The organism is Polaribacter sp. P097 (assembly GCF_036864555.1).
Taxonomy (GTDB): Bacteria; Bacteroidota; Bacteroidia; order Flavobacteriales; family Flavobacteriaceae; genus Polaribacter.
This window is the reverse complement of the sequence record NZ_JAZETJ010000001.1, coordinates 1,528,296-1,541,535: the sequence shown is the minus strand read 5'-3', so window position 1 is coordinate 1,541,535 and position 13,240 is coordinate 1,528,296. Positions and strand designations below refer to the sequence as shown.

Here is a 13,240-nt window from a genome sequence, read left to right as displayed (position 1 = left end):
TTAAAATCTTGATATTGCTTCTTTAATAATTTCTTCTGTTACACATAAAGAAAAACGAATGTAACCCTCTCCTTGCGAACCAAAAATAGTACCTGGTGTTATAAATATATCTTTATCATATAACACTGAATCTGTCACCTCTTCTGATTTTTTTCCCTTGGGAATTTTAGCCCAAACAAATAAGCCTATTGCATTTTTGTCGTATTTGGCCTCTAACTTATCTGCCAATTGCCAAACTAATTTCCTGCGCTTTTCGTAAATTTTATTCTGGTCTTGAAACCATTTATCTGATAACTGCAATGCTTTAATTGCACCTTTCTGAATGCCATAGAACATGCCAGAATCCATGTTCGATTTCACCTTTAAAACCTCATTAATAAAACTAGAGTTTCCAAGCAACATACCTACTCTCCAACCAGCCATATTAAATGTTTTGCTTAAAGAATTCAACTCTAGGGCTACCTCTTTAGCACCTTCTACTTGTAGTATACTTATAGGTTTATCATTTAAAATAAAACTGTAAGGATTATCATTAATGATTAAAATATTATGTTTTTTACCAAAGACAACTAATTTTTCAAAAGTTGCTAATGCAGCATTTGTGCCTGTTGGCATATGAGGATAATTTACCCACATTAATTTTACATCGCTTAAATCTAATTGCTCTAAAGCTTCAAAATTGGGTTGCCAATTAGTTTCTTCTGACAAATCATAAAATAAAGGATTTGCACCTACTAATTTTGTAACAGAAGTATAGGTTGGATAACCAGGATTTGGAATTAAAACTTTATCACCTTCATTTAAAAAGGCCATAGATATATGCATGATTCCTTCCTTGCTTCCCATTAAAGGTAAAACTTCATTGTCAGCGTTTAATATTACTGAAAATTTACTAGTGTAAAACCCAGAGATTGCAGTACGTAATTCTGGCAACCCTTGATATGATTGATATTTATGCGCACTTGCATCAGTCAGGCTATTAGAAATAGCATCTAAGACACTTGCTGGTGGTTGCAAATCTGGAGAACCAATACCCATATTTATAATTGGCTTACCTGCAGCAGCTAAACCTCTTACCTCTCTTAATTTTTTAGAGAAATAATATTCTTGAACAGTATCTAATCTTTTTGCGGGTTGTATCATCTTCTACCATTTTTATAGGTTCCTAAAACCTTAAATTCTTCAGCCATAATTTCTAAAATTGATGCTGCTTTTTTGTATTCTTTATAATCATCAAAAGTAATATCAACAAAGAACGAATATTTCCAAGGTGTTTCTATAACTGGTAATGATTGTATTTTGGTTAGGTTCATTTTGCAATCGCTTAACACATTTAAAATAGCTGCTAAGCTTCCTCTTTTATGATCTAATTGAAACTTTAAGGATGCTTTATTTACATTTTCATTTAGTGCTGGCTTACTTGTTTGTACAATTACAAAACGTGTTGAGTTGTCTTTAATCGTTTGAATTTCATCTTCAAGAATTTCTAAATCAAATATTTCTGCAGCTATTTTAGGAGCAATTGCAGCTATACCTTTTAAATTTTTCTGTGAAATTCTTTTTGCAACTTCTGCAGTATCAACATCTTCAACTAATTTGATGTTTGGATATTTTTTAAAAAACTCTTTACACTGCAATAATGCCATTGGATGAGACCAAACCTCATTAATATCTTCTAAAGTTTGATTTTTTAAAGCCATTAAATGATGATGAATATTTAAATATTCTTCATCTATAATGTGCAAGTTGCTATTATCTATAAGTGCATAATTAGGTATTATAGAGCCTGCAATTGTGTTTTCTAAAGCCATAACCCCAACATCTGCAGAATTATTTAACAAACTATCTACTAAAACATCAAAAGACATGCATTCTGCTAACTGAATTTCTTTACCATAGAAATCAATAGCTACTTTATGATGATTTGAGCCTTCTGCACCTTGTATTGCGATTATTTTTTTCAACGTAATATAATATCAAAAAAAAAGCCTCGAATTAAATTCGAGACTTTATATTTATTGTTTTATGTTTAACAAAATGATACAAAGTCTCTCCTTTTATTGTAAAAATAAAAGTAAAAATAGAAACTTGTCCAAGTTGTTTTTAACATTTTTTCTTGTGTTTGAGAGACAAATCTAAAGATTAAATTCAGATACACAAATATTATTAAAAGAATTCCATAATTTTTATCAATAATTCAAAATTGATTAAAAATATTATCTGATTGTGAATTTACATCCTTTTAATATCAATTTCATTCATTGATTTCTAAGGCTTGAAATGATTATCTTTAAGGTTTATAAAACTTATATTTTGGATTTAAACGTTTTGAACCAACCTCTGCAATGTTGTTGCACCTCTCCTTTGACGGGTTTTTATAGAGATGGTTTTTGTAAAACAGGTGCACAAGATTATGGAACGCACACAGTTTGTGCCATTGTAACAAATAATTTTTTGGAGTATTCTTTGAGTAGGGGTAATGATTTGATAACACCCATACCTCAATGGAATTTTCCTGGTTTAAAACCTGGCGATCACTGGTGCCTTTGTATTTCCAGATGGCTACAAGTTGAGAAAGTAGGTAAAGCTCCTTTTATTAAGCTCGAAGCAACTCATATTAAATCTTTAGATTATTGCTCTTTAGATCTTTTAAAAAAGTATGAATTTCAGAAAAAAGACCAAGAATGAATTATCAAGAAATTATAACCTCCCTATTTCCACTCGTAAATTTTGGTTTGGTCGTCTTAATTTGGATTGTTCAACTCATTGTATATCCTAGCTTCTTATTTTACAAAAGAGAAAACCTTGTGCTTTGGCATAATACATATACTCGAAGAATTGCAATAGTTGTGGTACCCTTAATGTTACTTCAATTAATAATTAGTATCACGAATTGTTTATTTGGTTTTAATATGATAAACCCCTTAATACTTCTAATAGCTGTTTTTTTATGGGTATTTACATTTACAAGTTTCGCTCCAATTCATTTTAAAATTTCTGAGAATAATTTTGAAACAGAGCAATTGAATCAACTCGTAACCCGCAATTGGATTAGAACAATTTTATGGACAATTCTTTTTATCCTTGGAATAATATAATCAACAAAAAACTAAATAGAATATAAACGAAAAAAGCGCTTCATAAATGAAGCGCTTTTCGCGGTCTGGACGGGACTCGAACCCGCGACCTCCTGCGTGACAGGCAGGCATTCTAACCAGCTGAACTACCAAACCGTTGCTAATAGCGGGTGCAAATATAACACACATTTTTATATTTGCAAACATAATTTGAAAAATTATTTAAAATTTTTTCTCTGTAATAAATAAGCCGTCAAAATTTCATTGTAACCTTTATGAATATCTACAGGAACATAATCAATTTTGTATTGTAAACAATTGTCTTTTAAATCTTTAAAAAACTGTTGACTTAAAGCCTCATATTTTTCTTTAATATTTTCTGCAAAGACATTAATTTCTTGTCCTGTTTCTAAGTCAATAAATTTTTTGGGTTTATTATCAAAATTGAACTCAAACTCTGTTTTTGAATCATATGTATGAAATAAAACCACTTCATGTTTGTTGTATTTTAGGTGTCTTAAAGCTTCAAACAATTCTTTATGCTCTTTGTTTGTTTGGAACATATCTGTAAACAAAAAAATCAAAGATCTTCTATGAATTTTCTCTGCAATTTCATGCAAATACTGATACGTTTCAGTCGTTTTAAATGAAGAAGGAGATAAAAATAAACTTTCTAATTGATGCAGTAACATATTTCTATGTCTTTCACTCCCTTTTTCTGGAGCATAATATTCGTAGCTATCAGAATAAATACTTAACCCAACTGCATCTCTTTGACGTTTTAAAATTTCCATTAAAGAAGCTGCTGCAATAGCTGAAAAACCAACTTTATTCAAATTACTTATAGACTGTTTCTCAATAACTGGGTAATGCATTGATGCAGAATTATCTATAATGATATGACATCTCAGGTTTGTTTCTTCCTCGTATTTTTTGGTATACAACTTCTCTGTCTTCGCAAACAACTTCCAATCTATATGTCTTGTGCTTTCACCTTTATTATATAGTTTATGTTCTGAAAATTCAACAGAAAAACCGTGAAAAGGACTTTTGTGCAAACCTGTAATAAACCCTTCTACAACCTGTTTAGCAAGTAGGTCTAAATTTCTAATTTCTGATGATTTTACTTCTGATACCTTCATTATTTCTTTATGTTTTGGGCTCTGGTTAAATCATCTGTAGTTTGATATAATTTTTTTAGTAAAATAGGATTATAATCTGGATTCTCGTTCACAAAATTTGTTAAGATATCGTATGCTTTTTGAGACGAGTATTGACCAATAGAAGAAGCCAACCATCCTTTAGGGAAAAATATATCTCCTGTTAACTGTACTTCTTCTAACTTATTTAATATTTCAGGCAAAAACTTTACAGATTGATTTTGTCTTAAAGGATGATGAATATAGCCCAAACCAGATTGCACCCAAGATTCTTTTTCTCTATTCTTTTTATCGAACAACGCTGTCATAAAATCATTTCGAACATTTACATTATTAGAAACAGCAGGTAAAAGCCATTGAAATCTTTCTAATTGATCTGGATTTGAAATTTTAGTTTCTTGGGTTGCTAATATCTCTTCTGTTTCTGGATGTTGTAAAACCGCAAGTTGAAAAGCTAATGATGTTAAATTATTTTCATTCAGAAAAAGTTGATTTATTTTAATCTCACCCTTCCAGATTTTATATAAATTCTCCCTTCCAGATTCTGAAATGGCAATAGATTGATATAGGTTGAAAAGAGTTTTCTTTATGTTTTTAGGCAAATCTTTCTGAAGCAAAAGCATTACGTTTTCTTCTGTTGAAATCTGAATTTCATCTCTTTGCTTCTTAGTTAAAAACGTCCAGTGAATATTTTGAATTCTACCTGATAAATAATTGACAATCAATTCATTTTTCTCTGTTTTAATCGCATCTAAAAAGACATGAAAAGTATCTTTTGGTGAAACTGTACCCAATAACATATTCTCATATAAATTAATGAATTGATAACCTCTAGACACCTCATCACTAATTAATTTATAACTGTCAATTTTATCTTTGTAAATAGGGAAAACCCCATAACCAAATCCGTTTATATTGTATAAAACCTGACCTGGTTTAAAACCTTTGACAGCCTCTGTAATATCAAAAGATGCTCCCATATTTTTAATATTAATATTCTTTACATAACCTCTAGCGTCTATCAATTGAATTTTAAAAGATTGTGTCCAAATTTTATCTGAACCATCTTCTGCTTTTTGATGAACGATAAACTTGGTAACATTACCCTTTTCATTTGTTTCAATTTCCTCAGAAATTATGGGTCTCCCTGAAGAATTTACCCAAACATTACTCCAATTTTTAATATTTCCTGATGATTTTTTATCTAAAACATCTACCAATTCTAACCAATCTGCATTTGAATTTGAGTATGTTTTTATGTATTCTTGAACACCTTCTCTAAATTGATTTTCTCCCAATAAATATTCCAACTGACGCATCATAATTGGTGCTTTGTTATAAATAATTCTGCCATACAAAGACCCAGCATTCTTTAAATTATCTAATTTTTGACGAATTGGATTTGTACCTTTAGTTCTATCTTCTGAATACGCACTTGGATAATGAGACATCATAAAACTTAAAGTATGATTTACCTTTGGATAGACAGGGTTTACAATTTTATCGGCCATAAAATTAGCAAAGACTTCTTTCATCCAAACATCATTAAACCATTTCATTGTAACCAAATCACCAAACCACATGTGAGAAGTTTCGTGAGCAATTAACTTGGCCCTTCTTAACTTTCTGCTTTGTGTAGCATTTTTATCTAAAAACAAAGAAGATTCTCTGTATTGAATAGCGCCAACATGTTCCATTCCTCCATATTGAAAAGGAGGTATAGTAGCAAAATCCATTTTTTGGAAAGGAAATTTAACACTAGTATAATCCTCTAGAAAATCGATTGAATTTTGATGAATATTAAATATATCACTTACACTTTCAGTTATTTTTTCTTGATTATTTTCTCTGTACAAAAAGCGCATATCAAAAGCACCTGGATTTTGAGTTACCTCTGAAAACTTACCAGCCACAAATGAGAATAAATAGCTACTCATTAAATCTGTTGTTCTAAAAGTATGTTCTATAAAACCATCAACTTCTATTGCACTTTCTTCATAACCACCAGCCAAAACTTTCCAATCTTTAGGCGCAGTTATTCTTAGGTTGTATTTGGCCTTCAAATCTGGCTGATCAAAAACAGGAAATAAAGTACTAGCTCTATCTGGAACTAAAAGTGTATACAAAAAATCGTTATTTCTATTTAAAGATTTTTCACCAGCATCAAATAAAATTTCAACTTGATTTGCACCAATAACTAATTTTGTTTTGTCTAAAATTAAATGTTCTTTTTGATGATTAATTGCTACATTTTCATTGTTGATTTTTACTGATTTTAATTTTGAAGTAGCCTCGTTAAAATCTAAATACACATTATATTCCAAGTCATTTACATTAAAATTAACGGTTAATTTTGATGCTATTGATTGCGTTTTTTCAGCCGGAATTTTAATATGTATATTATAAACAATATCAGAAATTTGTTTTTTTCTATATACTGCTAAATCGTAAGAAATACCTTTTTCTAGCTCCAATTTTTTAGAGGGTGATGTACAAGAAGTTATTATGGTAAAAGCCAAAAATAATGTAAGGAATTTCATAAGATTTGTTTAGTTTCTAAAAATAAAAAAAGGTTTGACGTTAGCCAAACCTTTATAAGTTTATAAAATTAAGTGACAACTATAAAGCTGCATCAATTTTATCTGTATATGTTTTTTTAGGTGCTACACCTACTTGCTTATCTACAACTTCACCATTTTTAAATACTAAAACAGTTGGTATATTTCTAACTCCATATTTAGCTGCAAATTCTTGGTTTGCATCTACATCTACTTTACCCACTACTGCTTTACCATCATATTCTGCATGAATTTCATCTACAATTGGCCCTACCATTCTACATGGTCCACACCAAGCTGCCCAAAAATCTACTAATACTGGTTTATCTGATTGTAAAACTACTTCATCAAAAGTAGCGTCTGTTATTTCTAATGCCATTTTATATGTTTTTTGATTGTAATATCATTTATAATGTACAAAAGTAAACATTTATTTTAGGTTGGTTAACTCAAAAAAATTACTTTTTACTATTAATCTATCAATTGAAACTATACAGCAAGTTAAAATAATTCTTTTGCAATAGCCTGAATATTATCACTTTTACCCATAGAGTAGTAGTGTAAAACAGGTACACCTGCCTCTAATAATTCTTTAGATTGTTGAATAGCAAACTCAATACCAACTTGCCTAACCTCTTTATTAGACTTGCAAGAATCTACCTCTTTAATTAGTTCTTCAGGAATATCTATTCGAAAGACTTGAGGCAGTAATTGTAAGTGTTTTTTTACTGCAATTGGTTTAATTCCTGGAATAATAGGTATGTTAATTCCCATAGATTTTGCTGCATCTACAAACTCAAAATACTTTTTATTATCAAAAAACATTTGAGTTACAACGTAGTCTGCACCTGCATCTACTTTTTCTTTTAACCTTTTTAGATCGGTTTGTAAAGAAGGTGCTTCTAAATGTTTTTCAGGATAACCAGCTACACCAATACAAAAATCAGCACAATTATCAGATTCAATTACATCATGCAAATATTTACCTCTATTTAAATTTTGAATTTGTTCTACTAAATTGATAGCATATTGATGCCCACCTTTTGAGGCTTCAAAATATTTTTGATGGCTCATGGCATCACCTCTCAAAGCCATAACATTATCAATCCCTAAATAATGACAATCTACCAACAAATACTCTGTTTCTTCTTTTGTAAAACCACCACACAAAACATGAGGAACAGTATCTACATCATATTTATGCTTAATAGCTGCACAAATACCTACAGTTCCAGGTCTCATTCTTGTTACTTTTCTGTCTAATAAACCGTCTTTTTCTACATAAACATATTCTTCTCTAGAAGTAGTTACGTCTATAAATGGTGGCTTAAACTCCATTAGCGGATCTATATTTGCATATAAATCTTCAATGCTTTTTCCTTTTTTGGGTGGAATAATTTCAAATGAGAATAAAGTTTTCTCATTTGCTTTCTTGATGTGTTCTGTTATCTTCATTTCCTGAATTAATTCAGTAATCTAGAAGAAATAAGCAATAAATAATGCAGTTACAGTTAACATTAAAAGTTGTAGAATAAATTTTAATTCTACATTGTATTTTTTCATTTTAATAATTTTCTGCAAAAATCTTACTTCTTCTATTTATGTTTGTTAGTATTAAAAAAAATAATTGTTAAATAATTGTTTTGTTTACTCTGCTAAATTAGGATGCAACCATTTTCTTGCTTTTGATTTGCTTATGCCCTTTCGATTTGCATAATCTACAAGTTGATCTTCTGTGATTTTACCCAAACCAAAATACTTGGCTTCTTTATTTGCAAAATAATAACCTGAAACTGCAGCTGCAGGCCACATTGCTTTGCTTTCTGTTAATTTCACACCGATTTTATTTTCTACATCTAATAAACTCCAAATAGCATCTTTTTCTAAATGATCTGGACATGCAGGATAACCAGGTGCAGGACGAATTCCTTTATAACTTTCTTTAATTAAATCATCATTAGATAGGGCTTCGTTTGATGCATAACCCCAATGTTTAGTTCTAATTTGTTTGTGTAAATATTCTGCAAATGCTTCTGCAAAACGATCTGCAATGGCCTGAGCCATGATAGCATTATAATCATCATCTTGCGCCTTGTAACTTTCTGCCAATTCTTGTGCTCCAAAAATACCCACACAAAATGCACCTATGTAATCTTGTTTATTGGTTTCAACTGGTGCAATAAAATCGGCTAATGCTAAATTTGGTATACCTTCTCTTTTCTTTAATTGCTGACGTAAAGTTCTAAAAACCGCAATTTCTTTGCCTTTTTTCTGAACCGAAATATCGTCTTCATTTATTGCATTAGCTTCGAACAAACCAAATACAGCTTTTGGTTTTAACAGCTGTTTTGCAATGATTTCTTCAATCATTACTTGTGCTTCCTGAAACAAAACAGTTGCTTGTTCACCTACAATTTTATCTGATAAAATAGCTGGAAACTTTCCATGCAAATCCCAGCTTCTAAAAAACGGACTCCAATCTATAAATGGAACCAATTTTTTTAAACTTAACTGTTCTAAAGTCTGAATTCCTAACTCTTTAGGTTTGCTAATTTCTGATGTATTCCAATCAATGTTATATTTGCGTTTACGAGCTTCATCAATAGAAATGTAGGCTTTTTCTTTACCTCGTTTTAGAAACTTGGTTCTAAACTCATCGTAATCCTTTTTTAATTTAGCAACATATGTATTTGCACTATTTTTATTGAGTAAATCACCAACAACAGTAACTGCTCTAGATGCATCATTTACATGAACCACTGCATTTTTATATTGTGTATCTATTTTTACAGCAGTATGCGCCTTTGATGTTGTTGCACCACCTATTAGTAGAGGCAAATCTAAATTTTGACGTTCCATTTCTTTGGCTAAATACACCATTTCATCTAAGGAAGGAGTGATTAATCCGCTTAAACCAATTGCATCAACTTTTTCATCAATAGCTGTTTGAATGATTTTTTCAGGAGGAACCATAACTCCTAAATCTACAATTTCATAGTTATTACAACCTAGAACAACACTCACAATATTCTTACCAATATCATGCACATCACCTTTTACTGTTGCCATTAAAATTTTACCTAAAGCTTGTTGTTCTTCTCCTTTTTCTGCTTCAATAAACGGATTTAAATAGGCTACTGCTTTTTTCATTACTCTTGCAGATTTAACTACTTGAGGTAAAAACATTTTTCCAGCACCAAACAAATCGCCTACTACATTCATACCAATCATTAAGTGGCCTTCTATAACTTCTATAGGTGCACTTGCTTCTTGTCTTGCTTGTTCTACATCTTCAATAATAAAAGCATCAATCCCTTTTACTAAAGCATGTGTAATTCTTTCTTGTAGCGGTTTTTCTCTCCAAGATAAATCGACTGTTTTTTCTTTTGTGGTTCCTTTTACAGTCTCTGCAAAATCTAATAAACGTTCTGTAGCATCATCTCTCCTATCTAAAATTACATCTTCTATATGCTCTAATAAATCTTTAGGAATATCATCATAGACTTCTAACATTGCAGGATTTACGATACCCATATTCATACCATTTTGAATGGCATAATACAAGAAAACCGAGTGCATTGCTTCACGAACTGTGTTGTTACCTCTAAATGAAAAAGACACATTTGAAACTCCACCACTTACAGATACATTTTCTAAATTTTCACGAACCCATTTTGTGGCTTCTATAAAATCGATAGCATTTCTTCGATGTTCATCCATACCTGTTGCCACAGGAAAAATATTTAAATCAAAAATGATATCTTCTGATGCAAAACCAACTTTGTTTACTAAAATATCATAAGATCTTTTGGCTATTTCTATGCGTCTATCATAATTATCCGCTTGCCCAACTTCATCAAAAGCCATTACAATTACAGCTGCTCCATAACGTTTTATTTGAGTGGCTTCCCAAATAAATTTTTCTTCACCTTCTTTTAAAGAAATTGAGTTTACAACACATTTACCTTGAACTACTTGTAAACCAGCTTCTATGATTTCCCATTTAGAACTATCGATCATCATTGGAACCCTACAAATATCTGGTTCTGCAGCAATTAAATTTAGAAAACGAACCATGGCTTCTTTTCCGTCAATCAAACCATCGTCCATATTAATGTCAACAATTTGCGCTCCACCATCTACTTGATGACGTGCAACATCTAAAGCTTCATCAAATTTTTCTTCTTTAATTAACCGTAAAAATTTACGAGAACCAGCTACATTTGTGCGTTCACCAACATTGATAAAATTGCTATTCTCATTTAAAATCAGAGGTTCTAAACCCGATAATCGTATGTATTTAGTTTGTTTCACTTTCATTAGTGTACTTTTTCTAAAATTTTACGAGGTTTATATTTAGCAGCAATATTTGCAATAACTCTAATATGTTCTGGTGATGTTCCACAACAGCCACCAATAATATTAATTAAATTTTTCTTTAAATATTCTTCTATTTGTTCTCCCATTTCTTCTGGAGTTTCATCATATTCTCCAAATGCATTTGGTAAACCTGCATTGGGATGAGCTGAAATAGCAAATTCTGTTTTGTTGGCAATTGCCTCTAAATGAGGTTGCAACAAATTAGCACCTAGAGCACAATTAAAACCTACCGATAATAATGGAATATGAGAAACAGAAATTAAAAAAGCTTCTGCTGTTTGGCCTGATAAAGTTCTACCTGATGCATCTGTAATTGTACCACTTAGCATTACAGGAATATCCATTTTTCTTTCTTCTTTAACCTGCTCTATTGCAAACAATGCTGCTTTTGCATTTAATGTATCAAAAACAGTTTCTACCAATAAAATGTCTGCACCACCATCTAATAATGCTTCTACTTGTTGTTTGTATGCAATTCTTAATTCATCAAAAGTTACAGCTCTGTAACCAGGATCATTTACATCTGGAGACATGCTTGCAGTTCTATTTGTTGGCCCAATTGAACCTGCAACAAAACGTGGTTTATTTGGTTCTTTAGCCGTAAATTCTAAAGCAACTTCTTTCGCAATTTTCGCAGATTGATAATTCAATTCGTATACCAAATCTTCCATTTGATAATCAGCCATTGCAATTGTAGTTCCAGAAAAAGTATTGGTTTCTATGATATCTGCACCAGCTTCAAAATACTTGGCATGAATTGTTTTTATTGCTTCTGGTTGGGTTAATGATAACAAATCATTATTTCCTTGCAAGGGTGTTGGATACTCTTTAAAGCGCTCTCCTCTAAAATCTTCTTCAGTGAATTTATAGGCTTGTAGCATAGTACCCATAGCACCATCTAAAACCAAAATTCTTTCTTGTAAAGCTTTGTAAATATTCGACATATCTAATTATTATATAATATGTCATCAGGAAAAGTGTAATTTTCTCTGTTATCTGTCAATAGCTATTTGATAAAATATCGAAATAGATTGTAGAATGTAGCACCTTTCTCATTTCTGAGAGGTTGCCAAAGCTTCACTGGGTCTAATCCCTCTGCCTTTCGTGATAACGTATTAATAAGTTTATGAACTAAATTCGAAACAAAGTAACGAACTTTTTTTCTATTTTTTATGGTTTATTCGTAAATATCTGAAGATAAGTATCTATCTCCTCTATCACAAATAATGGCAACCACAACACCTTTTTCTATTGAATTGGCAATTTTAATAGCAGTTGCTACAGAACCTCCACTACTCATTCCAGAAAAAACACCTTCTTCTCTAGCCAAACGAATGGTCATTGCTTTGGCTTCTTCTTCACTTACTTCTAAAACTTGGTCTATTTTTTTTGCATTAAAAATAGCTGGTAAGTATTCTTTTTTCCATTTTCTAATACCTGGAATTCTTGCTCCATCTTTTGGTTGCGCCCCAATTATAGTAATATCTTCATTCTTTTCTTTAAGAAAATCAGAAACTCCAGTTATTGTACCTGTTGTGCCCATTGCAGAAACAAAATGAGTTACTTTACCTTGAGTATCTCTCCAAATTTCTGGGCCAGTTGTTTTGTAATGTGCCTTTGGATTATCGAAATTATCAAACTGATTTAATCGAAAATAACCCTTTTTATATTTTAAACTTAGTGCATGATCTATTGCACCTTCCATACCTTTATCTGCAGGAGTAAGTATAACTTCTGCACCATAAGCACGCATCGTTTTTACTCTTTCTATTGTTGAGTTTTCTGGCATAGTTATTACCATATTTACCCCTAAAACTTTCGCCATTAAGGCCAATGCAATACCTGTATTACCACTAGTCGCTTCTACTAAAGTATCTCCTTTTTTAATATTTTTTCTTTTAATAGCCTCAGAAATCATATAATAAGCAGCTCTGTCTTTTACACTACCTCCAGGATTATTACCTTCTAGTTTTAATAAAAGTGTAACACCCTCTTTTTTAAAGATGCTTTGCGCTTCTACTAATGGAGTATTTCCTACAAAATCTATGATACTTTTTGTTTGCAT

Annotated in this window: 10 protein-coding genes, 1 tRNA gene and 1 riboswitch; of the genes, 1 reads left to right on the top strand and 10 read right to left on the bottom strand. The window is 31.1% G+C overall.

Annotated elements, in window-relative coordinates:
* Nucleotides 1–1,143 (bottom strand): pyridoxal phosphate-dependent aminotransferase, encoded by a 1,143-nt coding sequence (locus V7R38_RS07060; protein WP_334057009.1) that lies wholly within the window; start codon nt 1,141–1,143, stop codon nt 1–3.
* Nucleotides 1,140–1,964 carry a prephenate dehydratase gene (locus V7R38_RS07055; RefSeq protein WP_015480977.1) on the bottom strand — a complete coding sequence of 275 codons (825 nt, stop codon included), beginning with the start codon at nt 1,962–1,964 and terminating at the stop codon, nt 1,140–1,142. Before V7R38_RS07055 ends, V7R38_RS07060 begins: the two co-directional genes overlap by 4 nt.
* Nucleotides 1,965–2,313: 349 nt before the next feature.
* Here V7R38_RS07055 and V7R38_RS07050 point away from each other — a divergent pair, with 349 nt between their 5' ends.
* Complete coding sequence (locus V7R38_RS07050; protein ID WP_438825589.1) at nt 2,314–2,688, top strand: DUF2237 family protein; 375 nt, start codon at nt 2,314–2,316, stop codon at nt 2,686–2,688.
* Between the two features lie 471 nt (nt 2,689–3,159).
* On the opposite strand, the gene V7R38_RS07045 is transcribed toward V7R38_RS07050, so the two are convergent.
* The 8 genes from V7R38_RS07045 to cysM all read right to left on the bottom strand — a co-directional run bounded on the left by V7R38_RS07045 (nt 3,160) and on the right by cysM (nt 13,240).
* Nucleotides 3,160–3,233 (bottom strand) — tRNA-Asp (locus V7R38_RS07045).
* A gap of 62 nt (nt 3,234–3,295) precedes the next feature.
* Complete coding sequence (locus V7R38_RS07040; protein ID WP_015480980.1) at nt 3,296–4,219, bottom strand: DUF58 domain-containing protein; 924 nt, start codon at nt 4,217–4,219, stop codon at nt 3,296–3,298.
* The gene (locus V7R38_RS07035) at nt 4,219–6,777 is read right to left on the bottom strand and encodes a M1 family metallopeptidase (RefSeq protein ID WP_334057003.1); all 2,559 of its coding nucleotides are present in this window, start codon (nt 6,775–6,777) and stop codon (nt 4,219–4,221) included. Before V7R38_RS07035 ends, V7R38_RS07040 begins: the two co-directional genes overlap by 1 nt.
* 79 nt (nt 6,778–6,856) lie before the next feature.
* Nucleotides 6,857–7,174, bottom strand: coding sequence for a thioredoxin (trxA, locus tag V7R38_RS07030; RefSeq protein ID WP_015480982.1), 318 nt, complete (start codon nt 7,172–7,174; stop codon nt 6,857–6,859).
* A gap of 122 nt (nt 7,175–7,296) precedes the next feature.
* Nucleotides 7,297–8,250: a methylenetetrahydrofolate reductase [NAD(P)H] gene (metF, locus tag V7R38_RS07025; protein ID WP_334056998.1), complete on the bottom strand. Its 954-nt coding sequence runs from the start codon at nt 8,248–8,250 to the stop codon at nt 7,297–7,299.
* A 192-nt stretch (nt 8,251–8,442) separates the two neighbouring features.
* Nucleotides 8,443–11,115: a methionine synthase gene (metH, locus tag V7R38_RS07020; RefSeq protein ID WP_334056996.1), complete on the bottom strand. Its 2,673-nt coding sequence runs from the start codon at nt 11,113–11,115 to the stop codon at nt 8,443–8,445.
* The gene (locus tag V7R38_RS07015) at nt 11,115–12,119 is read right to left on the bottom strand and encodes a homocysteine S-methyltransferase family protein (RefSeq protein ID WP_334056994.1); all 1,005 of its coding nucleotides are present in this window, start codon (nt 12,117–12,119) and stop codon (nt 11,115–11,117) included. The genes metH and V7R38_RS07015 overlap by 1 nt, the downstream gene beginning before the upstream one ends.
* A gap of 45 nt (nt 12,120–12,164) precedes the next feature.
* A riboswitch (SAM riboswitch) is annotated at nt 12,165–12,289 on the bottom strand.
* A 63-nt stretch (nt 12,290–12,352) separates the two neighbouring features.
* On the bottom strand, nt 12,353–13,240 hold the full coding sequence (gene cysM / locus V7R38_RS07010) for a cysteine synthase CysM (protein WP_334056992.1): 888 nt from the start codon (nt 13,238–13,240) through the stop codon (nt 12,353–12,355).